The organism is Desulfosporosinus acididurans (genome assembly GCF_001029285.1).
Taxonomy (GTDB): Bacteria; Bacillota; Desulfitobacteriia; order Desulfitobacteriales; family Desulfitobacteriaceae; genus Desulfosporosinus; species Desulfosporosinus acididurans.
In genome coordinates this window covers 152928-179442 of sequence record NZ_LDZY01000009.1, presented here as the reverse complement: position 1 = coordinate 179442, position 26515 = coordinate 152928, and the positions used below count along the sequence as shown (strand labels likewise).

Annotated in this window: 30 protein-coding genes and 1 pseudogene; 11 read left to right on the top strand and 20 right to left on the bottom strand. The window is 39.6% G+C overall.

Annotated elements, in window-relative coordinates; all coding sequences use genetic code 11:
• Nucleotides 1-43: 43 nt before the first annotated feature.
• The 3 genes from DEAC_RS13985 to DEAC_RS13975 all read right to left on the bottom strand — a co-directional run bounded on the left by DEAC_RS13985 (nucleotide 44) and on the right by DEAC_RS13975 (nucleotide 3077).
• On the bottom strand, nucleotides 44-388 hold the full coding sequence (locus tag DEAC_RS13985; RefSeq protein ID WP_047810682.1) for a toprim domain-containing protein: 345 nt from the start codon (nucleotides 386-388) through the stop codon (nucleotides 44-46).
• Between the two features lie 81 nt (nucleotides 389-469).
• Complete coding sequence (locus tag DEAC_RS13980) at nucleotides 470-2308, bottom strand: HAMP domain-containing sensor histidine kinase (RefSeq protein WP_083996172.1); 1839 nt, start codon at nucleotides 2306-2308, stop codon at nucleotides 470-472.
• A gap of 76 nt (nucleotides 2309-2384) precedes the next feature.
• Nucleotides 2385-3077 carry a response regulator transcription factor gene (locus tag DEAC_RS13975; protein ID WP_047810681.1) on the bottom strand — a complete coding sequence of 231 codons (693 nt, stop codon included), beginning with the start codon at nucleotides 3075-3077 and terminating at the stop codon, nucleotides 2385-2387.
• A 163-nt stretch (nucleotides 3078-3240) separates the two neighbouring features.
• Here DEAC_RS13975 and DEAC_RS13970 point away from each other — a divergent pair, with 163 nt between their 5' ends.
• Nucleotides 3241-3681 carry a DUF2680 domain-containing protein gene (locus tag DEAC_RS13970; RefSeq protein WP_047810680.1) on the top strand — a complete coding sequence of 147 codons (441 nt, stop codon included), beginning with the start codon at nucleotides 3241-3243 and terminating at the stop codon, nucleotides 3679-3681.
• A gap of 105 nt (nucleotides 3682-3786) precedes the next feature.
• Here DEAC_RS13970 and DEAC_RS23595 read toward each other — a convergent pair whose 3' ends face one another.
• Together DEAC_RS23595 and DEAC_RS13960 are read right to left on the bottom strand one after the other, a co-directional pair.
• Nucleotides 3787-3936: a hypothetical protein gene (locus DEAC_RS23595; protein ID WP_161796455.1), complete on the bottom strand. Its 150-nt coding sequence runs from the start codon at nucleotides 3934-3936 to the stop codon at nucleotides 3787-3789.
• Nucleotides 3937-4244: 308 nt separating this feature from the next.
• Nucleotides 4245-4460 (bottom strand): annotated as a pseudogene (locus DEAC_RS13960) (ABC transporter ATP-binding protein); the annotation flags it as partial.
• 88 nt (nucleotides 4461-4548) lie between these two features.
• On the opposite strand from DEAC_RS13960, the gene DEAC_RS13955 reads away from it, so the two are divergent.
• The gene (locus DEAC_RS13955; RefSeq protein ID WP_047810677.1) at nucleotides 4549-5598 is read left to right on the top strand and encodes a DUF362 domain-containing protein; all 1050 of its coding nucleotides are present in this window, start codon (nucleotides 4549-4551) and stop codon (nucleotides 5596-5598) included.
• 620 nt (nucleotides 5599-6218) lie between these two features.
• On the opposite strand, the gene DEAC_RS13950 is transcribed toward DEAC_RS13955, so the two are convergent.
• The 11 genes from DEAC_RS13950 to DEAC_RS13905 all read right to left on the bottom strand — a co-directional run bounded on the left by DEAC_RS13950 (nucleotide 6219) and on the right by DEAC_RS13905 (nucleotide 15531).
• Nucleotides 6219-6788, bottom strand: coding sequence for a flavodoxin family protein (locus tag DEAC_RS13950; RefSeq protein ID WP_047810676.1), 570 nt, complete (start codon nucleotides 6786-6788; stop codon nucleotides 6219-6221).
• A 173-nt stretch (nucleotides 6789-6961) separates the two neighbouring features.
• Complete coding sequence (locus DEAC_RS13945; RefSeq protein WP_047810675.1) at nucleotides 6962-7462, bottom strand: MarR family transcriptional regulator; 501 nt, start codon at nucleotides 7460-7462, stop codon at nucleotides 6962-6964.
• A gap of 503 nt (nucleotides 7463-7965) precedes the next feature.
• Nucleotides 7966-9852 (bottom strand): FtsX-like permease family protein, encoded by a 1887-nt coding sequence (locus DEAC_RS13940; protein ID WP_047810674.1) that lies wholly within the window; start codon nucleotides 9850-9852, stop codon nucleotides 7966-7968.
• Nucleotides 9853-9887: 35 nt separating this feature from the next.
• Nucleotides 9888-10733 carry a 4Fe-4S binding protein gene (locus DEAC_RS13935; RefSeq protein WP_345788171.1) on the bottom strand — a complete coding sequence of 282 codons (846 nt, stop codon included), beginning with the start codon at nucleotides 10731-10733 and terminating at the stop codon, nucleotides 9888-9890.
• Complete coding sequence (locus tag DEAC_RS24225) at nucleotides 10726-10860, bottom strand: CD1871A family CXXC motif-containing protein (protein WP_345788170.1); 135 nt, start codon at nucleotides 10858-10860, stop codon at nucleotides 10726-10728. The genes DEAC_RS13935 and DEAC_RS24225 overlap by 8 nt, the downstream gene beginning before the upstream one ends.
• A gap of 9 nt (nucleotides 10861-10869) precedes the next feature.
• The gene (locus DEAC_RS13930; protein ID WP_047810673.1) at nucleotides 10870-11439 is read right to left on the bottom strand and encodes a TlpA disulfide reductase family protein; all 570 of its coding nucleotides are present in this window, start codon (nucleotides 11437-11439) and stop codon (nucleotides 10870-10872) included.
• 65 nt (nucleotides 11440-11504) lie between these two features.
• On the bottom strand, nucleotides 11505-12272 hold the full coding sequence (locus DEAC_RS13925; protein WP_047810672.1) for an ABC transporter ATP-binding protein: 768 nt from the start codon (nucleotides 12270-12272) through the stop codon (nucleotides 11505-11507).
• A gap of 158 nt (nucleotides 12273-12430) precedes the next feature.
• On the bottom strand, nucleotides 12431-13459 hold the full coding sequence (locus DEAC_RS13920; RefSeq protein WP_047810671.1) for a sensor histidine kinase: 1029 nt from the start codon (nucleotides 13457-13459) through the stop codon (nucleotides 12431-12433).
• Nucleotides 13456-14130: a response regulator transcription factor gene (locus DEAC_RS13915; RefSeq protein WP_047810670.1), complete on the bottom strand. Its 675-nt coding sequence runs from the start codon at nucleotides 14128-14130 to the stop codon at nucleotides 13456-13458. The genes DEAC_RS13920 and DEAC_RS13915 overlap by 4 nt, the downstream gene beginning before the upstream one ends.
• Nucleotides 14131-14338: 208 nt before the next feature.
• Complete coding sequence (locus tag DEAC_RS13910; RefSeq protein WP_047810669.1) at nucleotides 14339-14803, bottom strand: hypothetical protein; 465 nt, start codon at nucleotides 14801-14803, stop codon at nucleotides 14339-14341.
• A gap of 86 nt (nucleotides 14804-14889) precedes the next feature.
• Entirely contained in the window at nucleotides 14890-15531 is a 642-nt protein-coding gene (locus DEAC_RS13905) for a TetR/AcrR family transcriptional regulator (RefSeq protein ID WP_053006441.1), read from the bottom strand.
• 151 nt (nucleotides 15532-15682) lie between these two features.
• Between DEAC_RS13905 and DEAC_RS13900 the strand changes: the two genes are divergently transcribed.
• The 5 genes from DEAC_RS13900 (at nucleotide 15683) to DEAC_RS13880 (ending at nucleotide 18021) form a co-directional block, all read left to right on the top strand.
• Nucleotides 15683-15982, top strand: a complete 300-nt coding sequence (locus DEAC_RS13900; protein WP_047810668.1) for an NAD-dependent epimerase/dehydratase family protein — start codon at nucleotides 15683-15685, stop codon at nucleotides 15980-15982.
• 51 nt (nucleotides 15983-16033) lie between these two features.
• Nucleotides 16034-16681 carry a flavodoxin family protein gene (locus DEAC_RS13895; RefSeq protein ID WP_047810667.1) on the top strand — a complete coding sequence of 216 codons (648 nt, stop codon included), beginning with the start codon at nucleotides 16034-16036 and terminating at the stop codon, nucleotides 16679-16681.
• Between the two features lie 593 nt (nucleotides 16682-17274).
• On the top strand, nucleotides 17275-17424 hold the full coding sequence (locus tag DEAC_RS23920; RefSeq protein ID WP_047810665.1) for a hypothetical protein: 150 nt from the start codon (nucleotides 17275-17277) through the stop codon (nucleotides 17422-17424).
• Between the two features lie 70 nt (nucleotides 17425-17494).
• Nucleotides 17495-17620 (top strand): hypothetical protein, encoded by a 126-nt coding sequence (locus DEAC_RS24585; RefSeq protein ID WP_282434457.1) that lies wholly within the window; start codon nucleotides 17495-17497, stop codon nucleotides 17618-17620.
• A gap of 254 nt (nucleotides 17621-17874) precedes the next feature.
• The gene (locus DEAC_RS13880) at nucleotides 17875-18021 is read left to right on the top strand and encodes a LysM peptidoglycan-binding domain-containing protein (RefSeq protein WP_047810664.1); all 147 of its coding nucleotides are present in this window, start codon (nucleotides 17875-17877) and stop codon (nucleotides 18019-18021) included.
• A 211-nt stretch (nucleotides 18022-18232) separates the two neighbouring features.
• Here the strand turns inward: DEAC_RS13880 and DEAC_RS13875 are convergent, their stop codons facing one another.
• Nucleotides 18233-18433 carry a DUF5808 domain-containing protein gene (locus DEAC_RS13875; protein ID WP_047810663.1) on the bottom strand — a complete coding sequence of 67 codons (201 nt, stop codon included), beginning with the start codon at nucleotides 18431-18433 and terminating at the stop codon, nucleotides 18233-18235.
• Between the two features lie 422 nt (nucleotides 18434-18855).
• Between DEAC_RS13875 and DEAC_RS13870 the strand changes: the two genes are divergently transcribed.
• Nucleotides 18856-19314 carry a hypothetical protein gene (locus DEAC_RS13870; protein WP_047810662.1) on the top strand — a complete coding sequence of 153 codons (459 nt, stop codon included), beginning with the start codon at nucleotides 18856-18858 and terminating at the stop codon, nucleotides 19312-19314.
• 140 nt (nucleotides 19315-19454) lie between these two features.
• Here DEAC_RS13870 and DEAC_RS13865 read toward each other — a convergent pair whose 3' ends face one another.
• Both DEAC_RS13865 and DEAC_RS13860 read right to left on the bottom strand, forming a co-directional pair.
• Complete coding sequence (locus tag DEAC_RS13865; RefSeq protein ID WP_053006440.1) at nucleotides 19455-20276, bottom strand: CsxC family protein; 822 nt, start codon at nucleotides 20274-20276, stop codon at nucleotides 19455-19457.
• Nucleotides 20277-20506: 230 nt separating this feature from the next.
• A complete protein-coding gene (locus DEAC_RS13860) occupies nucleotides 20507-21220 on the bottom strand; it encodes a CsxC family protein (protein WP_053006439.1) in 714 nt (237 codons plus the stop codon).
• A gap of 713 nt (nucleotides 21221-21933) precedes the next feature.
• Here DEAC_RS13860 and DEAC_RS13855 point away from each other — a divergent pair.
• The 3 genes from DEAC_RS13855 (at nucleotide 21934) to DEAC_RS23915 (ending at nucleotide 24256) form a co-directional block, all read left to right on the top strand.
• Complete coding sequence (locus DEAC_RS13855) at nucleotides 21934-22707, top strand: TSUP family transporter (protein ID WP_200903137.1); 774 nt, start codon at nucleotides 21934-21936, stop codon at nucleotides 22705-22707.
• A 521-nt stretch (nucleotides 22708-23228) separates the two neighbouring features.
• Nucleotides 23229-23798 (top strand): cysteine hydrolase family protein, encoded by a 570-nt coding sequence (locus DEAC_RS13850; protein ID WP_047810661.1) that lies wholly within the window; start codon nucleotides 23229-23231, stop codon nucleotides 23796-23798.
• A 173-nt stretch (nucleotides 23799-23971) separates the two neighbouring features.
• On the top strand, nucleotides 23972-24256 hold the full coding sequence (locus DEAC_RS23915; RefSeq protein ID WP_047810660.1) for a hypothetical protein: 285 nt from the start codon (nucleotides 23972-23974) through the stop codon (nucleotides 24254-24256).
• Nucleotides 24257-24282: 26 nt separating this feature from the next.
• On the opposite strand, the gene DEAC_RS13840 is transcribed toward DEAC_RS23915, so the two are convergent.
• Nucleotides 24283-26070: a methyl-accepting chemotaxis protein gene (locus DEAC_RS13840; protein ID WP_047810659.1), complete on the bottom strand. Its 1788-nt coding sequence runs from the start codon at nucleotides 26068-26070 to the stop codon at nucleotides 24283-24285.
• Nucleotides 26071-26515 lie beyond the last annotated feature (445 nt).

The following is a 26515-nucleotide window of genomic DNA, read 5'->3' as shown; positions in this document are numbered from 1 at the left end:
CAAATCGTTACAGTCGTTTTATCTTACGCTGCAGTGATAAATTCTAATTATCCTCCAGATCCTCAGGAGATTTCACAATAAAATGGGCGCCCTCAAGGATTTGGGCTAGTACATGATAGGGGGTTGTTGCCACTTCACGGTACATCCTATGAGTATATAAGTGACGTACATTGGGAAAGTCCTGTTTAAATAAACGCCTGACTTTGTCCCCCGAATAATCTGCGTCCAACAGAACAAAGACCTCATCCTCACTATACACAGAGAATAATTCTTCCAATTTATCTTCGCCTATGGTGCCATAGGTACATGCTATTTCTACAGGTTCGTCCAGAATTTGTTGTAACCGCTGCTTATCTGTCTTTCCTTCAACGATAATCACTTTTCCCATGAATCCACCTTAACTTTCCTATCTTGATTTTTGGCCTTTAAACTAGACTCTGCGCTTTGTTAAGGAAATATTCCCAAAGAGCTATTCGACCATCGAGGAAGAGAGAAATTGAAGGGGAATCTTTATTGTTACCCTAGTACCTTGGTTCAACTCACTATGGATTTCAATCTTACCTTCCAGCAATTCAATTAGGGCCTTGGCAATTGCTAAACCAAGTCCTGTCCCTTTACTGTTTCGTGACTGATCTCCTTTGTAAAAGCGTTCCCAAATATGCGGCAGTTGCTCTGCAGCTATGCCATATCCTTCATCCTTTATCCGAAGTATCAAAGCGTTTTTATCCTCCACATTGGTCTCAATATAAACTCCTCTATTATTGGGGGAATGAGTGATGGCATTGTCGAGGAAAATAATGATGAGCTGACGTAATCGATTGTAATCCCCCATAAAAGGAGGAACTTCTTCTCTAATGGAATAGCTTAATTTAATGGATTTTTTATCGGCAAGCGTTTGCAAATTTTTAATGGTATCTTCAAGCAGGCTTGGAAAATGAATTACTTCCTGGCTTATAGATATTTTACCTGATTGAAGCTGAGAAAGTTCAAGAAGATCCTTAACTAGTCGTTCTAAACCATGAGTTTCCTGGAGCATTTTTTGGTAAGTCTGCTGAAAATCCACTCGCGAATCCAGAGTTCCATCAACCATCGCTTCAAGGTACCCTCGGATGACTGTCAAAGGAGTACGAAATTCATGGGATACATTAGCAACGAAATCTCGACGCAATTGTTCGAGGCGCTCATTTTCGCTGATATCCTGAACTGAAGCAACGCACCCGGTAATGGTATCATGTTTATCAATGATAGGCGAAATCGTAAATCGCAATACCTTATCCGACCGAGTGCGGAGAATTTGTAAAGTTTCCTTAGTTTTCATCACTTGAACCAGTTTAGATTTAATCTCTAACTCCTGCAAATCTCTGTCAATATCGTCTAAGGAATAAGGATCGTTCCTATTCATGATGTCTGCAAGAGCAAAATTAACACTTACAGGCTCGAGATTAATATTAAATGCGATAATACCCTCAGAAATGCTGGATATAATATCTTTGAGTTTTCCCTTTTCCTGAAAGAGTTGGTTAATCGTTGAACCAAGTTCTCTCGCTAAAAGATCGAGAGAATTCCCCAGTTGACCTAGTTCATCGTCTCGCGTGATGCCTGTCCTTGCCTGATAATTCCCCTTAGTAATTTCAAGAGCCGTGCGGTTCATTGCTTTTAGAGGACGTGTAAAAAGAATGGAGTACATGACTCCCAAAGCCGCAGCTAAGAGTAGCGCCACTAATAGACTGACAGCTAGAATACCAACAGCCTTGTTCAAAACACTGGTGATTCCTGTCACAGGAGTATGTAAAAGGACTGCTCCTATGACTTTATGCTGATGATCAAAAATTGGAACACCAACAGTAATCGTAGCTTCGTGATACAGGCTGCTAAAACTTTCGCTGGTAGATTCCTGGCCCTGAAGAACATCCTGAATTACTCTTTCAGCCTCTGGAGGCAAAGGACCTGCATTCGTCGAAATGCCTTGTCCGGCTCCGCTTCCCATAGGCCCTCCCTGTCTTGCACCATAGCCAAATCCTCGGCCTTGTCCCATTCCTTGCCCTTGCATGCGGCCGGAAATTACGGCGGGATTGCCTTTGTTATCCGTAATCCAAACCTTAGACTCAGTGATGGTGTCGAGAGAACGAAGATAACCGCCAAAACCTCTCAGGGGATTACTCGAGCCTGCTGTCTTGCCTACAGAATTGCCCATCACTTCAGACGCCATGGCTGCGATGCTTCTCGCACTTGTAACCATTGTTTTTTCTCGGCTCTCAAAGGCATATTGCTTAAAAAGCTGCATAAATAAGGCACCAATGGTAATCATACAAATAGTGATTATTACAATAAAACTCAAGGCCAATTTAAAGGCCAGTTTGTTTTTTATTAAGTTAATGATTTTATTAACGACTCTGAGACTCAAACTTATAACCAACACCCCATATCGTCTTAATATCCCAAGGAAGTTTGTCAGGAATGTTCATTTTTGATCTCAGTCTTTTAATATGAGTATCTACGGTCCGTGCATCACCAAAATATTCATAGCCCCAAACACTGTTGAGAAGGTTGTCTCTCGAAAAAACTTTTCCCGGGTTCGAGGCTAAAACCCATAAAAGCTCAAGTTCTTTTTTCGTTAAGGAAACTGGCCGTCCCTCAATTTGTACTTCATAATCTGAAAGACTAATAACAAGCCCAGGGTAGTGAATCACGTCGCCGCTTTGTTCCTCTGAAATATCAAGCCTTCTAAGAACTGCTCGGACTCGGGCCATAACTTCACTGGGATTGAATGGCTTGACAATATAGTCATCTGCGCCGATATCTAAACCCATGATTCGATCCCCATCTTCCCCTTTTGCTGTAATCATAATAATTGGGACTGACGAATTTTGACGGATTTCTCGGCAGACTGTAAAACCATCTTTCTTAGGCATCAGAACATCTAGGAGAATCAGCACAGGTTGATACTCTGCAAATTTCAGGAGCGTTTCTTCCCCATCACGGGCAACGATCGGATTATAGCCTTCTTTACTCACATAGGTTTTTAAGATATCGAGGATACCCTCATTATCATCGGCAATTAAAAGAAACTTCTTCATAATATCCCCCCTACTCCAATCAATTTTACCATTAATTTGTTTCATGATTGTGACAAATTTGTGGCACACTTAATGTCAAAACAGGTTCAAAGTTTTGCCATATTTTTGCCACAATTTCCTTGTAAGCTTGAGTTGCAATAAATTATTGAAAGGATGTGGATTGATGAGAATCTACAAAAAACTTGCAGTTACCCTAACTATGTTGGGAATGTTAGGGGTTGCCGGGACAGCTTATGCCGCTGTATATCAGACACCTGCGGACATAGCGGCAAGTGTCACTGGAAAATCAATCACTGATGTCAACCAAGAAAGAGCTTCAGGTAAAACTTATGGGACTATTGCTAAAGAAGCCGGAAAGTTAGAAGAATTTCAAGCTCAAGTGTTAGAACAAAAAAAGGCCATACTTAATCAAAGGGTTACGGATGGCCAATTAACCCAACAACAGGCGGATCAAATCTATGCCGGAATAAAAAGCAATCAAGCCTTATGTAATGGAACTGGCAATTGTGCCGGACTCATGGGCGGACAAGGTATGGGACGCGGTGCAGGAAATCGAATGGGGAGCGGTATGGGAATGGGTTGTAGGCTTGGTTTATATCCTTAAGCAATTTACACGTTAATATTAACGCTGTCTGAAGACCAATCAGACAGCGTTTTATTATTGCCTGGTAAAGTTACTAATGATGTTTTGAAATTTCATAAGTATTGTTTAACTCATGATAGTGGCATTTCGTCCGGAAATATCCATATGAGTGTTGCGTAAAAATATTTGAAACTTTATTGTTCCGACTCTATTCGCATCTTCTTGAATAATCTCCCACCGGCAATCATCCAACATTGCATATCCACAATTTTTCATTTGAGAACAGAGCATACATACACAGGATTTTCCTCTACACTCTCGACATTGGCAGCTCATAGTTTACCTCCACCTTCAGTTTAGCTATTTCAACAGATTATTTCGCTCGATCCCACTTATTTTTGTTTCAGTACGCAAACCTAAACTTGATATTGTACGTACATTCACAAATTTAATTATAATGTTTCCTCTACTTAGATTACTTAGATGAATCTTAACTCTCTAAATACTCCAGGTCTATAGAAAAACATTATTTTCTTTATTCAATTTTCTAATGTTGTAATCTATATTCAATGTCAACGTGGTTTTTACAAATAAAGACCTTTCCTTGCAAGCAGTTCCTCATGGTTTCCACTTTCGATAATGTCGCCGTCCTTCATCACCAGAATAAGATCTGCATTTTTGATCGTTGAAAGCCGATGAGCAATGACAAAAGATGTTCTTCCCACTGTAAGCTGATCCATAGCTGCCTGGACTATTCGTTCCATACGTGTATCCACCGAACTTGTAGCTTCATCCAACATATCACATATTTTTTAGCTTCCTGGAACTATAGATAAAATTCATTTATAATAGAGGGTAAATTTAGGCAATAACGAAGGGGGTACTGGATTGAGCTCAGTATCGATAATGGATTCAAGCTACGAAAACTGTCACGAAGCTGTCGAAAGGATATTTCGCCAGTTTCCATTAGACTTAAAAGGGAAAAGAGTCGTTATAAAACCAAATGTACTTCGCAGCGCAACACCTGAAGAAGGCATAACCACCCATCCAGCTGTGTTAAAGGCAGTTATAAATGAAGTTGTCAAGCAACGCCCTGCATCGCTCATCGTTGGTGATAACCCAGGGGTTTTTTCCTACGGTATGAACGAAAAGGCTTTTGAAGATACTGGTCTAATGGAGGCAGCCGGTATATATTATCGAAATCTTGGCGCGGAAACTGTATCAATGGAAATGAATTCACCTTATATAGAGCATGCTCTAATTTCCCGGGCGATTCTTGATGCCGATGTATATATAAGCATACCCAAGTTTAAAACCCATGGACTCACTGGACTGTCTTGCGCCATCAAAAATAATTTTGGGCTTTTAGCTGGGGCCCTAAAGGCAGAAACCCATAAAAGAGCCGGCAATCCCCTTAACTTTGCCGAAGCACTGGTTGAAGTCTTTGCCCTTAAGATTCCTGATTTGGTAATAGTTGATGGTGTCTTGGCTATGGAGGGTAATGGTCCAGCCTCAAAAGACTTAGTTAACCTCGGCAAGATAATAGCCGGAGTTGACCCAGTGGCTGTTGATACAGTGGTTGCACATATGATGGGCTTCCCTGATTTACCTCGAACCATTGAGCTGGCTGCAGCCAAAGGATACGGTATCAGCGAACTTTCGAGAATACATATTGACGGAAACCTTGAAGTTATCCCAGGATTTAAACTTCCACAGACAGACCAGCGAGGTCAGACTTCCGTTAATACTATGGATTCTATTACTGCGGTAAGGCCATTGGTAGATAAAGAATTATGTAGTCTCTGCGGAACCTGTATAGAGCACTGCCCAAACGGTGCATTAACCATGGACGAATACCCGATAGTTAGCCCGGAACTGTGCATTACATGTTTTTGCTGTCAGGAACTTTGCCCGCAAAAGGCAATCGAATTAAAATAAACGCTGAAGGATACAACCATCTTGCTTCAGAGCGTGAGCATTCTGGCCCCATCAAGGCAATTGACACGCAGAAGCCTTTCCTTCCTATCGTTTTGAACTCGACGTACTGTTGTCGAGTTCATTTATTTTATTCAACTTTATCCTTTGAACTCAGTCTCTCCGCTAATAACCTCATAACCCAACAAACATAAATTTTTCTTTTATACTAAAGATTTATCTATAATTCAGCGCTTTTCAATGCATTTCCTTCACAAATAACAAAAAAAGACGCTTCCTGGCGTCAATCAAAATTATAAAATATTGGTCTACTACATATTCTTTGTAACCTTCGCTAACTGCCATGATGTTCCTCAAGTATAATCAGGCCCTTCCCATGTCGTGGTGTAGAACAATATTCCCCCTATATTTTATTTACGCATTATTTAACTACTTTTCTATGCTCTTAGTGTAACCCTTGGATACCGACTATCTCATGAACAAGGACTCTGAACATTTCAATCAGGGTCTAGGGAATAGGAAATTAAACAGAAGTGAATTGCAGTTTGAAACTGTTTTCCACTTCTGTCTTCTTATCAGCACATACCATTCATACTATACGAAAATTATAGTTATTATTGTGACTATGGATATACTACCAATGCTGAACCGAAATCCTTTAGGCTCGTACGCAGATCTTCTCTTTCGTGTGCCGGCCCATTTCGCAAGCCGGTTACGACAGGTACCTCTTTCACATCGAATTCCAGCATTTCAAACATTTGCTTTGTATAATCAATATACGTTTTAAACAGGTCGGCATCAGGATTGCCCTGATTAAACGAAAGGATCAGCTTTTGTTTCACGGCATTTTCTTTGAAGAACGGGGAGAACCTCGGAGAAAATCGTGCAAACAGCCTGTCGGTGAATATCTTTCCTTGGGCGCTCATCTGTCCCATGTAAATCGGCAAACCTAAAACAATGGCATCTGCATGCTCAAGCGCGTCATAAATTTTCTGCATGTCATCTTTGATAACACACCCCCGATCACTCTTGTGGCAGCCCCAACAACCTCGGCACGGTTTGATATCAAGATCGGCGAAACCAAAGATACTCGTTTCGGCACTCTGTTCCTTCGCACCTTCGAGTATTTTGTTTACGATAAAGGCGGTATTGCCTTCTTTACGCTGACTTGCGATAATTCCAATGATATTCATGTTTTTTGCTCCTAAGCATTTATATAATTTCCCATTTCATAGGGCTCTTCAAAATGAGTTAGGTAAAATTAAAGTCTATCATAGTTCCAAACGAAATATCTGTATCCAGTTTCTCTATTTCTGCATCCAAATACCCACCATAAATCCAGATGTAATATCTACACCCAGTTTCTCTATTTCTGCATCCAAATGCCCACCATAAATCCAGATGTAATATCTACACCCAGTTTCTCTATTTCTGCATCCAAATGCCTATTATATTTTTCCGCGAAACTAAGCATAATGTCAAATTGTTCCTCGGATACCTTCTCAAATACAGCCTTATCACGTTCTTGAGATTCTTCGTGCAATTTTTCATGGACTTTGTTAATTGCTTTTCCCTGTTCAGTAAGTCTAAAGTAGATTTCCTTCTTGTTATCTGGCTTCTGGTAGCTTTCGATCAGTCCTTTTTCTATGAGCTTCTTAGTTAATTTGCTTATGGCACTTCTTGTCATATAAAAGTACTCCGCAAGTTTTGTCACGTTGGAATCTGCATTTTGTCCAATATATTCAATACAATGTATTTCAGAAGGATTATAATTCTTAAGGCTGATTTTCATCTTAAAGCTATCAAGCCACATTATCTTGTTAAATAAGTCTCTGAAATCCTTCATAATTTGTTCTTCTTTGTTCATGGTTTGTTCCCCCACCCATAAGCGTTTCAGCAACATTATATTAATTTTTTGTGTCCTCGTCAACAATATTTTGGATTAAAGACGCACTAGGATTTGGTTTAAATCATAGGGATTGAACCGAATTGAGACAAGTGCCAAACTCATGCGACATTTTACCTTAATTTCATAATATATTGGCTGCGAAACAATCTACATAACTGTTGATGGCCCAATAATTTTATGAATTTCCGTCAATCTGAATTCCTTACAATGAGGTACGCTATAAAGCCTATAGGACCTAGAGCAAATACAATAAGTACCCAAAGGCACCCAATATGGCTCCCTCTTTTAGATGACGCATCCTTCCAAAGCCAAAACAATCCAAGTATCGGAATAAGCCACAGCAACAGCAATAGCATGACAAACAAGGAACTCAAGTCATCCACCCCTTCAAATGGTATTTTCTACACCCAAACTTTCGGAACTAACTTTTCCGACACCAGTTGACGCATCCCTAAGGCAATTCATCCAATTATTTTCAGATATGAGTTTACAGTCAGGAAATAATATACAGTGTAAATTAAACTATAAACAATCATCGTCACAAGAGCAGGCAGAACCACATTCATTGCAGGCGCAATGCTGCTGAAAAAGGCAAAGGCTGTCAGGCTGTGAAACATTCCAATAAGCAAGGGCAAGGCAAACGCTATAAACACCTGTTTGTGTATTGATTTTTTTATTTCGCTAGATCCTACACCTATCTTTTTCAGCACACCATATCTTTCCTTATCATCATTAGCTTCCGTAAGCTGCTTGAAATAAATTATGCTTACTGTAGCACCCAAAAACACCAGCCCAATGAAAATACCTATAAACGATATTACAGATGAAATGGCTAGAACACCTAGATTTTGTGCTTCATAGGTAAAATCTACATCGTTGGGAATATTTCTTACGATATCTTTCATCAAAGCTTTACTGTTTCTTTGATTCTCTATCACATAGCCTTTAATTCTAACTACATCTGCTTTATTATAATATTCTTTGTAAACTTCGTCCGGTACCATCAAAACTAGTGTGTGGTCATCGGAAACGTCCATGGGGGCATAATTCTTCCTGTCTGCTATTTTAATAGAACTGTTCAGCTCATGATTGGAAATTTTAATAATCTTGTCTTTATAGGCGCTGTCCGGCTCAGTGCCATCTTTTAATATGACTCCTTCTGAGAGAGAAAGTTTGAAGTCATCTCTTAGCCCTCTGAATTTATCAAGCTCTTCGACTTTACTTTGTGATATCAAATAAATACTTTGGTCCCTACTGGAAATCCCCGACAGATCAGCCTTTACTTTCACAAGTTCTGCTTCCTCTGAGGCGATAAGCTTATTTTCCGGATGCTTTTTCAGCAACGCTTCAATTGATTTGTCCAAGGATAAATTATTACTTTCATAGTAAAATGAGAAGGGCATTTGCAATTTATCAAGTTTCTCGACGTTATAATGGAAAGCGTACCCAAAACCGATCGACGTAATAACCACGGCATTAAGCAAAGCAATTACGGACAGATTCCGGCTGTTAGACCTTATTCTGAACAGTATGTGGGATATGCTTATTAGGTTGCTTCCCTTGTAGTATAGCCTCTTCTTATTTTTCAGGAACTTTATGATCATTGCCAAAAACCATCTGAAGAACAGAAAGGTACCGGCTATAGAGCTTATGAGAACAATAGGCATATTCCTTGTAAATGTAGAGGAGTCAGTAACATTCATTACAGCGCAGACCTCTATTATGAATAAGACTAATGAAAGAACTGCCAGAAAGGACGAAGACTTTTGCTGTTTCTCTCCTTTATTTTCGGCTTTAAACAGCTCAATAAGCCTGAATCTATAAATGATGGCATAGGCATTTATAGAAACCAGCAGAAATAGTATTCCAAAAACAATGGCAGTATTTAGAACAGCATTAACGCTTATGGAAAAGGATATGTCCATATTCACTCCCATAAATTTCACCAGGGCCATCATGAACAGTTTGGAAAACAAGCCTCCCAGCAATATACCTACAATCAGCGCAAGGCTTCCTGTAATTATATTCTCGAAGAACAAGAGGGCCCCTACCTGTCTCTTTTTTAACCCTAATAAGGAATATAGGCCTACTTCCTTTTTCCTCTTCCTAATAAAATAAGAACTAGAATATAGCATCTGCACAGCAGAAAATATGGCAATGATCAGAGACGCGCCCCTAAATATTGAAAGAATTGTCGCGTTACTTTGCAGCAATGCTGAAATTTGTTTATTAAAGCTTATACTTTCAAAGGCAAAATATATTAATACGTTAAATACAATCGATGAAAAGTAAATAAAGTAGTTTTCAAAGTTGTTTTTTACATTTCTCCGAGCTAATGAAATTAACATTTTTATCCTCCAAAGATTTGTATTTTGAAACTTAACTATTTTTCATCTTTCATGTTTATTAATACCTTAATAGCGCCCTGCGGGCAGGAAGACTTGCATTCGCCGCATCTTATACACTCCGGACTGTTTGGCTTTTTATAAACCTCTACACCCATTTTACATTTCTCGATACAAATGCCGCAGCTTGTACATTTATTCTTGTCTATTTTAAATCGATAAACGCTTATGGGGTTAAAAAGAGAATATATGGCTCCAAGGGGGCATACAAATCTGCAAAATGGCCTAAAGATGATTATCGATGCAAATATAGTAACTATAAGAAGGCATACCTTCCAGGCAAATAAAAAACCTGCGGCTGATCTTAATGTGGTGTCCAGTAACGTAAGAGGGATTCCCCCTTCAAGAGTCCCAGCAGGGCATATATATTTGCAGAAGGTTGGACTTCCCATTCCCAGAGCATTGACCCAAAACATAGGAAGTAAAATTACGAAGACCAAAAGTATTATATACTTTAGGTATTTTAGATTTTGAAACCGTTTACCAACCTTGAATTTTGGTGAAGGAATTTTATGCAGCAGCTCCTGTATATATCCGAAGGGACAGAGCCATCCGCAGATAAACCTTCCCATAGTTATGCCCATGAGGGTTAAAAAACCTGCTAAATAGAAGGAAAACCTATAGCTTAGATCGGAGGCGACAGCCTGCAATGAACCGATGGGACAGGCCCCGAATGCTCCAGGGCAGGAATAACAGTTAAGCCCTGGCACACAGATACTTTTCAATTTTCCCCTGTAGGTGCTTCCATCTAAAAATCCCTTAAAGTACCCATTGGTACTTATAAGCAGCATAAACTGAACCAATTTTCTTTTGAACTTAGCCAATTCCGATGCACTCCAGGCAGATATTTATTGCTTTTATTAATACAATTTGAACTTCTCCCCGATATATTCCGACACAAATGAACAATATTCCTCCGACGATTAATGCTGCTCTAATCCTGTACTGCACTGGCTGCACCTACCTGACTTGTTGAAGCTCTGTTTCAATTATTTTTTGATAGTCCTCTTTGCTTTTCGAACCTGCCACAGTTTCCAGAATTTCACCCTGGCTGTTTACAAATACGGAAACCGGAACAATCATCGTTTTGCCCACAAAATCACTAGAGAGCTTCTTATTCGGTATTAAATTCACATAGTCTATTTTCAATTTTTTTAAGATTTGCAAGGCCTGTACCTCATCCATCTCGCCGTCGGAAACAACACCTACCAGGTTAAAACCTTGCGCCTTATATTTACTGTATAGTTCCTGGAGTGCCGGCATTTCATCGATACATGGACTGCAAAAGGTTCCCCAAATGTTTATCATAGTGAGTTTTTTATCTTTAAATATATCGTTGGTAACTTCATGGTCATTGATATCTTTGACTTTAAATTGAGGCATGACCTTCAAATCTGCGAAGTTCCCTTTTTGAGTTACTTCACCTTTAATTGTACTGTTCCCATTGACAGACTTATCATTATATAGACCACAGCCAGCTAAACTTAAACACACAATTAATAATAAGCTTATAATAGTGATCTTTTTCATTTCAGACTCCTTCTATAGAACTTCTTTAGAAATGAAGTAGGACACAGGCCATGTTTTAAAAACACTTAAATCATATCGTTATTCTTCCCGCCGATTGCTGCCAATACGTCCAATATTTTGGGAAAGAATTCTCTTCGGGAGTTATTCCCTCTAACCAGCTCAGCAAAGAATTTACCATCTTTGATAAAAAGTAGTCTATGGCAATAACTGGCCGCAAAGGCATCATGAGTCACCAGCATGATCGTGGCATTCTTGCTTTTATTTATTTCCGAAAGGCATTGAAGGAGCTCCTGCGAAGATTTTGAATCCAGGGCCCCTGTGGGTTCGTCGGCCAGTATTAATGCAGGTTCGGTAATTATAGCCCTGGCCGCAGCTGCCCTCTGCTTTTGCCCTCCCGATACTTCATATGGATATTTGCTCAGGATTTCAGATATACCAAGGATTTCACATATCTCTGCTGCTTTTTTATCAACTAATGCCGGCCTCATTTTGGCAAGTGTTAAAGGAAGTATAATATTTTCCTTCAAGGTTAGAGTATCCAGCAAGTTAAACTCCTGAAATATAAATCCAAGTTTATTCCTGCGAAAAGAGGCTAATTTATTTTCGTTCATGGCCTCTATATTTTCACCGCCAACAGTAATGGTTCCGGAAGTGGGTTTGTCTATGGTTGATATTACATTCAAAAGGGTTGTTTTTCCTGCTCCGGAAGGCCCCATGATACCGACAAATTCTCCTGCTTCAATTTGCAAATCGATATGATCAAGGGCAGTATATATATTTCCTTTTGAACCATATACTTTACTCAGAGCTTTTACATCCAACACGATGTCCATAGTATCGCCTCCTGATATTTTCTTATTAGATGTCTGCATCAAGTGACATCGCATAAAAATAAGGTTAAAACTTTTAATTAAGCTTTAACCTTATCTTATCTAATCCTTGAGTAGCTATCCATTTTTTCAACTTACAAAAAAAGATTATAAACTTACATTTATGTAACATTGAAATAATCCATAAGCTTAGGAAAGCGGATCTTCACCCTGGTGTATCTACCGTAAACCGATTCTACAGTTATGTCATGGCCCAGTTTGACAGCCAGTTTTTTAGCCAGATACAGCCCCATTCCTGTAGATTTATATTCATTTCTCCCGTTATATCCCGTAAAGCCCCTGTCAAAAACCCGCTTCATATCTTCTTCTTTTATACCTATTCCATTATCTTCTATAATCAAAACATCTTCCTTGCTGTTCGTTTCAGTGCTTACGATTATTTTTCCGCCTTCATCCGTATATTTTAAAGCATTGGCTAAAACCTGGTCGATTATAAACATCAGCCACTTTTTATCAGTGGAGATGCTAACATCCAGGTTCATTAACTTTATAGTTATCCTCTTATTAATAAAAGTTTTTGCATTCTTTTTAACGACTCCCTTTACTATTTGTTCAATGTTGTTTTCTGTAACAAAGTAATCCTTTGAGAAATCATCTATTTTGGAGTAGTATAGGGCCTTCTCTACGAAGTTGTCTATTTTGTCAACTTCTTCTTCTATACTCCGCAAGGTTTCACTGTCAAACTTATCTCGGCTGTTTTCAATTAAAAGCCTGCTTACGGCAATAGGAGTTTTCACTTCATGGACCCATGTCGTTACAAACTCTGAGCTCTCCCTTTTTTCCTCTTTGAGTTTTTGAAACCTCTGCCCATGTTCTTTATCTATCCTTATCAGCAGTTTAGTCCATAAAGCCTGCTCATGGCTTTTAGCTTTAGGCAAATTATTGATAATCTCAGTTGCTTTATACTTTGATAGACAGCTTATACTACCGTAATATTTTTTCAAAGGAAGGTATTCGTACAAAAGATACAAAAGGAAGAGAGTCAGGCCTAGGGAATTGATATATATTATATTTCCAAGGCTTATTTTTATCGTTCCATTCAAGTACATTACAGCAGATATAACACCCATGAGGACTATGTAAAAAATAAAAAGCTTAATTCTGTCTGCTAAATATTCCTTTATCCTCATTGTATTATGTACCCTTGCCCCTTCTTGGTCTGAATAAAATCCGTCAAACCCAGATCAGACAATTTTTTCCTCAGCCTGTTTATATTTACGGTCAATGTGTTGTCGTCTACGAAACTTTCATCTTCCCAGAGAGCTTCCATTATCTTGTCTCTGCTGACGACCTGACTGTTGTTTTTGATGAGTACATACAATATTTTGAATTCATTTTTGGTGAGGTCAGTTTTTTTATCATGATACATAAGGTTGCAATCCTTCAAGTTCAGCACAGCACCTTTATATTCCAGCACATTTGACTCTACATTTGCATAAGAATAGGTCCTTCTTAAAATAGCCGTTATCTTTGCTACCAGGACATCGAGGGAAAAAGGTTTTTGGATAAAATCGTCCCCGCCCATATTTATGGCCATTATTATGTCCATATTAGTGTTTCTTGAGGATATGAAAATTATAGGTACCTTGGAAACTTCTCTTATCCTGGCGCACCAATAAAATCCGTCATAGGCGGGGAGGTTTATATCCATAAGCACAAGGTCAGGTTCATACTCTAAAAATGCATTTAATACATTATTAAAATTATTCACGCTTAACCCTTGAAAGTTCCACTTTTTTATATTTTCTATGACTATGTCCCTTATTTTAGGATCATCTTCCACTACCATAATCTTAAACATGCAATCATCTCCTAAGCTGTAGCATGAATTAGATTGATTTTAAATAATGTTACCTTCCCATTCACCCATTAATATCGTAACTAGTTCCGGCCAGGTACAGAAGCAAATATCGCCTTGTTCTCCTAGAATACCCCGTTCATTAAAACGGGAACCCAATTCTTGAGGCCTGTATAATAGCCTACCACACTATTAAGTACTTCCCCTCCTGTCACAACATTCTTTCAATCATTTCAATTTGCCTGGCCTTAGTCTCAATAATATCAGACAATATTTCATATGTTTTTGTATGAATGTCATCTGTATTTTTCACTAATCTACCTTGTATATCAACTAACAATGAATATACAGCCTTTTCTAAGCTAAATGAAAACTCTAAGAACTCCCTACCACTAGAAATATCGATTAGATTTATTCTAGTATTGAAGTTACTTATTAATGATGACATTTTATCGTAAGTTGAAAAATCAATTTCCTCAAATTCTACTTCCTTTATTTCATTTAACAATGATTCATAATATTCAACAGTTTTATCCATTTGTTTTGCTAAAACACTTGAAAATATTTTTACAGATACAATGTCACTCTTATCCTGTCTGATATTTTCATATATTGCTCTTCTTCTCACCGCAATTTTTATGGTTTTCTCAATGATATCCTCAACATTGTATCCCATAAACTCCCACCTCGATTAAGCTGCTGATTATTTCCGATTGTTAAAAGACGCTGTTTCAGCGTCTTATCATTACTCACTTTGATTCATTAATCCTTATAACGAAGGCCCTCGATGGCAATGGATAGCAATCTATGAAATCGGTTAATATCAGTTGCATCTCCTTGCTGTTCTATTGCCCGCAGAAGACCAATCAAAAGAGTGCCTAAATCCTGCACATCGATATCTTCCCGCACCGCTTTCGCTTGCTGAGCCCTAATAAGAAGCGTTGCATATGCTGAGTGAAAATCCTGAATCACACCAAAATTTGCTGCCCGCGTATTAAAGGCACCGCTTTTAAATGCCTCTTTCAAAGCTCTATTGGTAAAACCATCTTTTATAATAGATGAAAAAAAATCAAAAAAAGCCTTACCAGGATCGGCATGAGTCGCTAGAGACTTAGCCTTTTTTGTAAGCTGCTGCTTATAACTGATATTTACCGCCTCAAACAATGCTTCTTTGGTCGGAAAATGACGATATAATGTACCGATACCTACCCCCGCTTGGCTCGCAATTTCACTAATTGGAATTGAAAGCCCTTTTTGGGCAAAACTCTTATGAGCCGCTTCCAGTATCTGCTCTCTGTTTTGTTTGGCATCGGCCCGCAATGATTTTGAATTATTGGCAAAATTATCCGCATTTGTCTGTTGGTTATTGGCCGACTGGTTCATAGAGTTCTCCTTCTTTTGCATTAAGATCCCCCCTTTCTTTTCTAAGTTTACTTGAATAATTGGTTATTGACAAACGGAATTGCGATTCCGTATAATACTAACATAAACGGAATCTACGTTCTTTTTAATAATCTAATATTTAATAATCTAATAATTGAGGAGAAAATTAATTATGCGTATTTTTGTAACTGGTGCAACAGGTTTTATTGGTTCGGCGGTTGTCGACGAGCTCATCAGGGCTGGGCATCAGGTCGTTGGCCTTGCACGTTCGGACGATGCCGCCGCAGCGTTAACCACTGCCGGAGCAGCAGTACATCGCGGTTCCCTTGATGATCTTGACAGTCTATATCATGGGGCAGCCACCGCAGACGGCGTCATTCACATGGCGTACATTCACGACTTTAGTATCTACGACAAGGCAGTCATAACCGATCTGTCGGCTATGAAGGTTTCAGGCCTGCAGGAACATTAACATTTAATAAACAATATACGGGATTGCCTGCATAACAAGGAGGAATGAAAAATGTACATTTTTAGTATATTAGGCAGCCCCCGAAAGGGAAGCAACACGGATCTGTTGATAGATGAAGTACTTAAAGGTGCCGCAGATGCCGGGGCGGAAGTTGAAAAAATCTACATCAGTGATCTGAAATTTGCACCCTGTACCGGGTGTATGAAATGCAGGGCCGATCAGGTCTGCCGGTTAGCACCGGATGATGTAAATATGGTGATAAAAAAGCTGGACCGGGCTGACGGTATTGTTCTCGGGGCACCGGTATATTCAGGTCATGTGCCAGGACCGTTTAAATCCCTGTTCGACCGACTGATCGGTCAGGTAGTTAAATTTACCTATACGGGTGGAACAGTCAATATAACCAGTGCTTTAACCCCAAAAGATAGAAATGGTGTAGTTATTGGGGTATGTGCAGCCGGGTTGCCAGGTATGACAGATGCCGTACTTGAATTTTTAAAACGTAATATAGCACTGCACAAGAATAATGGAACGATCCGAGAAATTAGTGCTGACGGAATGGTTTCCTATGCCCAAGTTAACATAGGGGCCGAAAAATTTGAGAAAACTTTTGGACCCCAGGGGCAGGCTATTTACGAAAATGGCCAGTCTTTGCTAAAACTAGCTTATGAAGCTGGAAAGAATTTAGTTACCGGATAAGAAGATGTATACAATCCCAGTATACAGAAAGATAACATCGAAGTCGTAGGTTAAGTTGTCCACTCCCCGTGCAACGCATCCCCCTAGCTTCCCGGTTCAGTAGGTAAGGACCCCGCTCTCTCAAACTGCTACGATATATCATTAACCAAACATGTCCTTTCGCCCGGAATAATAGCTGCTCCAATTTTTCTAAAAATCAGTGGACTTATTTTTGCTTACAGTAAAAAGCCCTAAAAGCGACCTCAACATTTGAAGGTCGCTTTACTTAATTTATACTAACTGATCCAACCACTGATAATACTCAATTTCCAACTGTCCTACGGTAAACTTACTTCTTGCATCCATAGGGTCTCCCCTCTTATTAACTATTTATTTTATACTTTCATATTTCCATATTGTTCCATATAATCCATCTCTAACATATTATATACTATCTCTTAAAAAAAGGAGGAAATGCAAATGGCATTCGGTGGCGTTGGTGGTGCTGGTGGAACAGGCTTTGGTTATGGAGCTGGAATCGGTATAGTTGTCGTAATTATTCTTCTGCTTATTGCAATGGGTATCGTATTTTAATTAAGGAAGGAGGAAAATCGATGTACGGAATGGGCTATGGAATGGGCTATGGTGGATATGGCATGGGCGGAGCATGTTGTGCTCCAGTAGGTGGCGGAGGAAGCTGCATCGGTGCCGGAATTATTGCCATCGCTATTTTAATTCTTATCGCTTTAGGCGTTATTTTCTAATAAACACTATTTGAGGGCTGTCATCTTAATTGGTGATAGCCAGTTCGTTCTTATTGAAGGAGTTGATCACATGCTTGGTTTTGGATTTCTTCCTTTTGCTCTGGGTTTGGGAATAGGGGCTACAATGACAAGACCCCTCTATTATCCATCAGCCTATCCCTATGCTTATACCCCATATTCCTACGGATGGTATTAGATATGCTAAAGGTGAGGGGCTACTACCCCTCTTTTTTAGAGACAAATTGGACAAGCTGGAACTATTTTTTTATTCGTGGACTGAGATAAGCTAATTAATCAGCATATTCAGTAATACTGGATAAGTTTAGACTCGACACCCTTAAGTTTAATTTGGCACAGTAATACGTATTTGAATATTATATGTACTGGCACAGTGAAACTTTTCCGCATAATACAATATACTATATTTGGTTAGCAAGGAGGTAATAGGTAATGTTGCATGTTGTTCAACACGGAGAAAGTCTTCACTTGATAGCAAAGCATAACGGAACTTCCGTTAATGTTCTTTTACGCTTAAATCCCCATCTACGCCGTCGCCCAGATCTTATCCATGTTGGGGAAAAGATCAGGATTCGATAAGATTAGCTAGCTTGAGCGAATCCAACTTGGAGTAAATTAATCGTCTTATTATCGTTCTTCATCAACTATACGAAAGGACAATTTGTTAAGACCACTATCAACAGATCGGGTAGGCGGCTGACCATTAATTGATCAGCCGACCTCCCAAAGCACCCGTACGTACCGTTCGATATACAGCGCTTCCAAAGTTAACACGTTACCTTGCAAATTTTCAGTGAAAATACTTAAAAAAAACGAGACCAAAAGGCACCAAAATTAAAACCAACGAAATTGGGTTTGCCCAGTTTAATGTCCAACCGATTCCGAGAGCTTTGGGAACAAAAATATTGGAATCCTCTTTGTTATAGTAAATGGCACCATGTTCTTTTCGATACTCTTCAATTTCTTCATTTGTCCATTTTCTCCTAGACATCTTTAAAACCCCTTTAATTAGCCTCTCAAATTATAATACTACAAAAGTCCTCACCAGCATACGTCCAAAACGCTCGTGGCGCACCACTACCCCTATTCTACGACGAATACGACAGCAGCTAAGCTTTATTAGGGCGACTATTTCTTCTACAGTTAGAGGGAGTGCATGGCATGGCAGACTATCCCGTAATGACTGTTTGGGATGCGCCCCTCATGCTCACTTTCAAGCGCGCCTCAGAATTTTCTTCAACATGGCGGTCGTTTGAAGTATTTCCAAGGATAAAGTTCTTCAAGCCTCCAAAGAGAATTTGTTTATATATCCTATCCCTATTTTTGTTTATGGGTTATTATTGCTATATTTACTAGACTATACTTAAATAATGTTCATATAATTTAACATCATCCTCTCAAAGGGGGAATAGCGTGAAAAAAGGTTTAACTGTTCTATTAGTAATACTAATACTACTAGGGCAAGTTGGATGCTCATCGCCCTACTTTGTTCCGAACAATCAAATACAGCCTAAGTCTACACAAAAAGTTCAAGAGCCAGAATTCGTAGCCTTTAAGTTTTATGAAGCGCAGAGGACTGGAAAATACAGCGTCGCATGGGATTGCATGTCACCTGCTTACCGGACCTTTTGGAAATCATTTGAACAATATGTTGATTTCATGTCCAATTCAAAAACTTTAATTCCCGAATACGATACTATACTTTTAAATGATAAATTCGCAGAGAAAAGACAAGACGGACCGGAACATATTATGCTGTGGTATCCGACTACTAACAAGAACTACTACTTCTTTAACTTAATCAAAATCAACTCAGAGTGGAAAGTGTACAATACTGGCGGCGTTTTGCATTCTGGAGATTTACCGAAATAAAATTGTTAGGATTTTTGCTTATCACGCGAAGGCCCCGGAATTGTCATTCTCCCCGGGGCCATCTTACAATAATTCAATAAAAACTTAGTCTATCTTTTGCTTACAATTTTTTATAGGTGACTTTATTAAAACGTGGCGTCTTAATGATGACAGGGATCGACCACAGGTTCGAAGGTTAAGCTTACTTGTATCACAATGACCATTTTTTCCTGTAGGGTTGTGAAAATGCCTTCTTCGAAAGGCCCTCCATGTAATGGAATCCTATCGACTGCGTCATCCATTTCATTGATTTGGCTATAGATTAGTTCACAAGCGGGCAATTTATTCATAAATTTGTTGCTCATAACATTAAATTCTGACATATCACCCGCCATAAGCCTATCTTTTCCGGCAAACCCACAAGGAAGCGGAAGAGTCTTCAAATACTGATATACTTGTTGATCATCAAATAACACAGACGGCACATTCAGGTGATTCCCGAGGTCAATCACACCCAAAATTGGGATATCAACAACAAAATCTTTAATTTGGCCTTCAACGGTCGAAGCTGATAGCTTTGTCACATTCGCATATTGAATATCTTTTCTCACAAATCCACCTAGGAACAGCTTTGGTGTATCAGCCGGCTTACCAGCGACAATCGCAGGAATTGCATTAAAGAACCGACACTGAGTTATTTTAAGATCTTTTGAAACTTTTTTAATTTGCAAGGCTTGTTCAGGTAAAGTAATGGACGACTCAGCTGGAATTGATACCGTAACAAACACAGTATTTCCGGTTTGTGTTACTGCCATTGGTCTATATACCGGTAGAGTTGCAGTTATTGGAAAGGATGGATTAGACTGAGGTTGGTCAACCGGTTCAATAAGAGACGAACTTGTCAGATCATTAGAATTAAGGGCCTGAGCAGGAATAGAATAAGGTTTTGGGATCTTCACGATTGAAGAGTAACACTCACACATAATATCTTATTTCCTCCCTAAAACTCGTACTTTATCCCCCGTTACAACTGGCACAAACAAATCGCGTACTATAGTTTAATTGAAAGTTTAATTGAAAGTTTAATTGAACAGGTGTGTTTTGTGCCCCGAAGAGAATTATTCTCCGGGGCCAATTATGATTCACCTATTTTTTGGTAGTTCTAAGGTGTAAAAAATTCCAATCGTATTATTGGGCGATAGTCTTATGAGTTTCACGGATCAATTACCGTGGGAAATGTTACCTTCACTTGCGCGACGACAACCATTTTTTCTTGCAATGTTGTGAAAGTACCTTCTTCAAAAGGACCTCCTGCTAGTGGCACACGATTGAGGGCATCATCCATTTCGTTGATTTGACTATAAACCAATTCACATGTCGGAAGAACATTTAGGAACTTGTTGCTTACAACGTTAAATTCCGAAAGGTCACCCGATAGCAGTTTGTCTTTAGGTGAAAACCCTGACGGTAATGATGAGCTTTTAAAATACTCATATATTTGTTCTTGATCAAAATTTTGAGGTGGTAAGGTAAACCCAGTGCCTAGGTTTGCCACACAGGAAACCGGAATATCTATGACAAAATCTCTGATAGTACCGGCCACTGTCGTAGGCGTTGGAGTGCCTGCTGTCACTTCCGTATACTGAATATCTTTACGGACAAAGCCTCCTAGGAACAACTTAGCAGTATCAGCCGGTTTACCAGCAGCTATTGGCGGGATGGGATTAAAAAACCGACATTGGGTTATTTTCAACATTTTTGAGACTCTCTTGATTTCAAGCGCTGGCGTTGGCAGGGTGATTACTGATTCTGCCGGAATCGATACTGTAACATATACTGTGCCGGGAGCTGTTTGAGTAACCGCCAGTGGAGCACATTGTACTAAACTTGCAGTTGTGATAAAAGCAGGATTAGGGTCAGAAGGCATAAAATCTCTTCCTTTCTTAATAATGAATTTGGCTTGATGACATTTTTTCTTTCTTTATCTACCTACATTCTTTTCTGGACATTCTGATAAATAAAGGTACTTTAGCCACCTTAAACCACTTTCTACTCTCAGTTTATGCTTGACCTCGAAGTCCTGTCCTATAAATATGGATAAAATTTACAAATATTACAGGAAATCTCCCTAACCTCTAACCCCTCCAATGACATGAACACCACTTGAACTACTGATAGCAGCTTTACATCCTCTACCAATCTACGGAACAACTCCCCATCAAGCTTACCAGCAGTTTCCCATCCCTTACCGCAAATTTAAATTCCTAGTGAACAAACATTTCCCAATCTAATCCACTCAATTATTATTTTAACCCTATGTCCAGCCCTGGTGGATACTTCATTGACCAATCTATCCAAGGCTATAAGCTAAATATAATTTATATAGGAAGTGTAATGCTGGACTTGCCCGTTCGCCTTGATAGAAAACACTCTGTGTATATTATTGCATATATTACCATTTCAACAATAATGCTAACTCTATTTCATTAATTACTTTAAAATCACTACATAATTCTTATATCAATTTATAACATGACGAAATTTGAACGGCTTTTAAATCTTGCTTTTGCTCTGTTGTCCAATACTGCTTGACTCATGATATAATATTCGTTAACCTGTACTAGGCTCTGGAAAGGATCAATGAAAGAAATGCTTAACTTATCAAACTACATCATAATTGCTCTGGCCTCTCTGTCAGCCGGCGCAGTAAATTCTATTGCCGGTGGTGGCACCCTGATTACATTTCCGGTGCTCACGGCCCTGGGGATACCGGCCGTAGCGGCCAATATCACCAACACCGTGGCTTTATGTCCCGGTTATCTGGGAGGAAGTCTTTCGCAGGGTAAGGATCTGTTGAACCAAAAGAAACGTCTATGGCTGTACATCCCGGCGGCAATAGTTGGCGGTTTACTGGGCGGCATTCTCCTGCAAGTCACCCCGGAAGTCCTTTTCCGTGAGTTGGTGCCCTATTTGATTCTACTCGCCACAGCGTTGCTAGTCTTTCAGCCTATAGTCCGGTCCTACTTGACAAGAAGAACCAAGACCACCGGAGCTCAACCGGGATCAGATATATGGGGAGTTGTCCCGGTGGGAATAGCAGCTATTTACGGCGGCTACTTCGGCGCCGGTTTAAGTATTATTGTACTTGCTGTATTAGGCATTACCGTTGATGACTCGTTGACCCAACTTAATGCATTGAAGCAGACCATTGCTTTGATTACTAATTTAACCGCGGGGCTCTTTTTCCTGTTTTCTGGAATGGTAGTGTGGCCGGTAGCACTGGTGATGGCTGTTGGATCACTACTTGGCGGCGCGCTCGGAGGGAAATTGGCCGGTCATGTGCAGCCAAATGTTTTGCGCTGGATCGTAGTAGTTATAGGCTTGATAGTGGCAACTCTATATTTTATCCGCTAGCCAGAGGATGGTAATTGTTGACGTTGAGAACCAGACTTTGCGTCATATAACTAGGATTATAAAAGAAGCTGCCAACACTTGGCAGCTTCTGAAATTTCAATAGTAATCAAAACTTCGCGCAGGTTTGAAGGAAGTTCATCTCAATACATTTTTTAATAATCAAGTTCGATAAAGATATTTTAGTAAAACGAAAATCACCTTGGGACATTAGTACAGCCAGATATTGACGTTAAAGTTATCATTCTGCCCTGGAAAAACAAAGAAGCCAGACTGCCCACAAAATACGGAACAGTCTGGCGATTCTTAGCTCCTAACAGTTTTCTAAACCACCATTCACTGCCTCAAGGCCCCCTTGACACGGTGTTCCGAACGTATTTGGGTTGTATCTGAATTACTCACTTTATCAGCACATCCTATAATTTATTTTAATGTACATTGTTGACATGTGGAGAACTCTCCAGTTATAATATGTGGGGAATTCCCCTGTTATTTTAACACTAGAAAAGGAGTTGTAAAACACATTGCAAACCAATCATAACAAGACTGCCCTGTTAGTCATGGATATGCAAAATGGTATCGTATCGCGTTTTGCAGAACACGAGAAAGGAGTGCTTTCGATCCAAAGAGCCGTCGAAGCCGCTCGCCGACACTCTATTCCTGTCATTTTTGTTCGAGTTGCATTTAGCGAAGGTTATCCCGAAATTAATCCTCAAAACAAAGCGTTCTCAGCAATTTCCAAATCCAGTGGAATGACTGTTTCAGACATTGCAACTCAAATTCACGAATCCGTCAAGCCGAAAACAGACGAACCTATCGTTACGAAGTATAGAGTTAGCGCATTCGCAGGCAGCAACCTCGAAATCGTTCTCCGATCTCGTCAAATTGAAACGTTAATCCTAAGTGGAATTGCAACAAGTGGTGTAGTTCTATCAACATTGCGAGAAGCGGCAGATAAAGACTATGCGCTTAAGGTGCTTTCAGATGCATGCCTAGATGCTGACCCAGAAGTTCACCGTATTCTTACTGAGAAAGTGTTCCCCCGCCAGGCGGATGTGCTTACGGTTGACGCTTGGATCAATTCCTTAGGGTAAAAACGCAACTTTTCAGTAAACTAACAAATAAGCGCCTTTTTGGATTTTGTCCCAAAGAGGCGCTTGTCTATTGAAATAGAAAATAGTCAATCTTCCAGATAAATTATGGCAATCGATTATCTAAGGAACGAACAATTCGACGGCAAGAAAATAAAAGCATAGCAAAATTAGCATTGGTCAATCTGTTTAATGGCCTTGGCGCTGGTTTTATAGGACCAATGATCTCTTACTGGTTTGCAACAAGATTTGGCGTTTCATCTTCTGAGATTGGATTGACCCTTGCACTTTCGTTTGTCTTCGCTGGCGGGTATCAAAATATTTATCATGTAGAAGTGGTAAAAGTCGATTATGAATTTCAAAAAGGCGGAAATAAAATGTTAATAATAAGGAACCAAGCTCGTTTCTACGAATTGCGGCAATTTACTGAAACTAAAATTACTGTTTCTAAGCGAAAGTAACACTACAAAAATGAAATCAGCTAATATTAAGCCAATTGAAACATCTCTGTAGCAGCTTTTAGTTCTTGGGCCATATCAGAAAGCACTTTGCTCCCCGTTGCAATTTCTTCTATGGAAGCGGCCTGCTCTTGAGTTGATGCAGAAACAGTCTGTGTTTGATTCACGATAATTAGGCTTGCCTCATCCAGCTCTTGAATTGCATCGACAATTTGATTGCTTCCAGACGCTGTATGCTTTATTTCTTCAGAAATTCCCCGTATTTCGAGTAACGTTGAATTCACTAGTTCACTGATTTCATTGAAGGTTTGACCCGCACTTCTTACGACGTCCATACCAATGGACACTTCTTTGGTCCCTTGCCCCATAGTTGTTACCGCTTTTTGAGTGTTACTTTGAACTGATGAAATTAATTCCGCAATTTGCTGGACGGCTTGACCGGATTGTTCAGCCAATTTTTTCACTTCATCGGCAACTACTGCAAAACCTCTGCCTTGTTCCCCTGCCTGTGCCGCTTCAATTGCGGCATTTAGTGCCAGTAAATTGGTTTGTGAGGCAATATTCGATATCATATCAACAATCTGGCTGATCTCTTTCGATTCGTCGCCCAGTTCTTGGATCACTTCTGCAGAGACACCTACTATTTTTTCAATAATATTCATTTGTTCGATCGTTTGCTCAATCGCCTTACTTCCCTGGAGAGCAGCTTCTGCGGCTTTTTCCGATGTGCTCACCACGCCTTGAGAAGAGGATAGGATTTTTTTGATGCCATCCATAATAGTGGTAACAATATTTCTGGAATTTTCAACGGTTGCAAGCTGCTTCTCTGTTCCATGGAAAACCTCAGTTATTGCCATGGTGATTTGGTTAGACGCCTGAGCGGATTGTTCTGCTCCACTACTCAGTTCGTTTGATGTCGAAGCAACTTGTTCTGATGATAAACTAACTCGTTGAACAAGGTCTCGTAATTGTTTTGCCATAGTGTTCAAAGACTTACCCAAATGCCCAATGGCATCGTCGCCTTCCGCTTTAATTTCCGGAACATTAAGGTTTCCCTTAGCAACTTCAATCGCAGTTTCTGCCATAGGCTCAAGCTGTTTTGTTAGCCTCCGGTTTACAAGTAAGGAAAAGCCTACAGAAACAAGTATTACTAACAACATTCCTGCAATCGTATAAGCAATTGATACTCGATTTTCTTGATCAACTGCTGCTTGACGCTGGACTATTGTCCTTTGGATATCATCCACATAATTTCCTGTGCCAATAATCCATTGCCAGGGCTTAAACTCCAAGGCATAGCCACGTTTAGGATACTGAGTTTTGTCGTTAGGATCAGCTTTGGGAAACCAAAAATTGATATAGCCTCCGCCGGCGACAGCGGCTTTTCGGATCTCCTGAATATAATAATCGCCTTTGGAATCTTGGGCATTATTTCGATTGGTCCCTACTAATGATTGATCTGTTCCATGAAAGACACAAAGACCGTCGATTGTATCTCCCCAAAAATAGCCTTGATTAGTATCTCCGTAACGCACCTTTGTCATAACGGTTGCCGCTAACTGTTTGGCCTGCGCTTCCGTGAGTTTTCCTTGCTGCTCTTGAGTATAAATTCCATTCAAGGTACTAATAGCTTGTTGGGTGACAAAGCGAATATTTTGATCATAACTTTCATTCAGAGTTTTTGTATAAAGGTCCATACTTTGTTTACTGTTGGCTTCGGTTTTATAAATGTTTATTGTGCCAACTCCCAGGGCGACTAAAACCGATACAATAATTAAGACTAAGATACTTCGGTTAAGTTTTGGTCGTTTCAACATACTACCGGCTTCCTCTCTGTTTCTAAAACTGCTGCGATGTAGTTATGAATTAGCGATTCGTTTATAACACCTCTTATATTTCAACATTATTTTCATAATCCCTTCCTTCATTGTCAAATATAGTCGATAAATATAAGAATTAAAACCTTCTTATAATAATTAAAAGTCGTAGTAAAAGCCCCCACCGTTTTAGTTGAGAGCTAAATGAGAGTTGGGGGCTTTAGCTGTTGTGAACAAAAAATGTCCAATTTTATTCTATTAATTGGACATTTTCTTTACCATGACTATATAAATTAACTCATTCTCGGTTATTGTCACAATCGGATCTTCTTCCCGAATCTGGAGATGGGCGGGCTAACATTAACCTATGAACACGAAAGGGACATGCTGAATAGAATACATCAAGAAGCTTCTAATTCTTATGGGAACTCTAAATGAGGAGGTG

Excerpts from the sequence above, each read along its gene's own strand:
- DEAC_RS13840 (WP_047810659.1), bottom strand. The coding sequence starts at position 26,070 with ATGTTGAAACGACCAAAACTTAACCGAAGTATCTTAGTCTTAATTATT.
- DEAC_RS13905 (WP_053006441.1), bottom strand. The coding sequence starts at position 15,531 with ATGCAAAAGAAGGAGAACTCTATGAACCAGTCGGCCAATAACCAACAG.
- DEAC_RS13880 (WP_047810664.1), top strand. The coding sequence starts at position 17,875 with ATGTTGCATGTTGTTCAACACGGAGAAAGTCTTCACTTGATAGCAAAG.
- DEAC_RS13875 (WP_047810663.1), bottom strand. The coding sequence starts at position 18,433 with ATGTCTAGGAGAAAATGGACAAATGAAGAAATTGAAGAGTATCGAAAA.
- DEAC_RS24585 (WP_282434457.1), top strand. The coding sequence starts at position 17,495 with ATGCTTGGTTTTGGATTTCTTCCTTTTGCTCTGGGTTTGGGAATAGGG.
- DEAC_RS13865 (WP_053006440.1), bottom strand. The coding sequence starts at position 20,276 with ATGTGTGAGTGTTACTCTTCAATCGTGAAGATCCCAAAACCTTATTCT.
- DEAC_RS13970 (WP_047810680.1), top strand. The coding sequence starts at position 3,241 with ATGAGAATCTACAAAAAACTTGCAGTTACCCTAACTATGTTGGGAATG.
- DEAC_RS13975 (WP_047810681.1), bottom strand. The coding sequence starts at position 3,077 with ATGAAGAAGTTTCTTTTAATTGCCGATGATAATGAGGGTATCCTCGAT.
- DEAC_RS13855 (WP_200903137.1), top strand. The coding sequence starts at position 21,934 with ATGAAAGAAATGCTTAACTTATCAAACTACATCATAATTGCTCTGGCC.
- DEAC_RS13945 (WP_047810675.1), bottom strand. The coding sequence starts at position 7,462 with ATGAACAAAGAAGAACAAATTATGAAGGATTTCAGAGACTTATTTAAC.
- DEAC_RS13985 (WP_047810682.1), bottom strand. The coding sequence starts at position 388 with ATGGGAAAAGTGATTATCGTTGAAGGAAAGACAGATAAGCAGCGGTTA.
- DEAC_RS13895 (WP_047810667.1), top strand. The coding sequence starts at position 16,034 with ATGTACATTTTTAGTATATTAGGCAGCCCCCGAAAGGGAAGCAACACG.
- DEAC_RS13930 (WP_047810673.1), bottom strand. The coding sequence starts at position 11,439 with ATGAAAAAGATCACTATTATAAGCTTATTATTAATTGTGTGTTTAAGT.
- DEAC_RS13925 (WP_047810672.1), bottom strand. The coding sequence starts at position 12,272 with ATGGACATCGTGTTGGATGTAAAAGCTCTGAGTAAAGTATATGGTTCA.
- DEAC_RS13915 (WP_047810670.1), bottom strand. The coding sequence starts at position 14,130 with ATGTTTAAGATTATGGTAGTGGAAGATGATCCTAAAATAAGGGACATA.
- DEAC_RS13920 (WP_047810671.1), bottom strand. The coding sequence starts at position 13,459 with ATGAGGATAAAGGAATATTTAGCAGACAGAATTAAGCTTTTTATTTTT.
- DEAC_RS13860 (WP_053006439.1), bottom strand. The coding sequence starts at position 21,220 with ATGCCTTCTGACCCTAATCCTGCTTTTATCACAACTGCAAGTTTAGTA.
- DEAC_RS23920 (WP_047810665.1), top strand. The coding sequence starts at position 17,275 with ATGTACGGAATGGGCTATGGAATGGGCTATGGTGGATATGGCATGGGC.
- DEAC_RS13980 (WP_083996172.1), bottom strand. The coding sequence starts at position 2,308 with ATGATTACCATTGGTGCCTTATTTATGCAGCTTTTTAAGCAATATGCC.
- DEAC_RS13900 (WP_047810668.1), top strand. The coding sequence starts at position 15,683 with ATGCGTATTTTTGTAACTGGTGCAACAGGTTTTATTGGTTCGGCGGTT.
- DEAC_RS13910 (WP_047810669.1), bottom strand. The coding sequence starts at position 14,803 with ATGGGATACAATGTTGAGGATATCATTGAGAAAACCATAAAAATTGCG.
- DEAC_RS13940 (WP_047810674.1), bottom strand. The coding sequence starts at position 9,852 with ATGTTAATTTCATTAGCTCGGAGAAATGTAAAAAACAACTTTGAAAAC.
- DEAC_RS13950 (WP_047810676.1), bottom strand. The coding sequence starts at position 6,788 with ATGAATATCATTGGAATTATCGCAAGTCAGCGTAAAGAAGGCAATACC.
- DEAC_RS23595 (WP_161796455.1), bottom strand. The coding sequence starts at position 3,936 with ATGAAAAATTGTGGATATGCAATGTTGGATGATTGCCGGTGGGAGATT.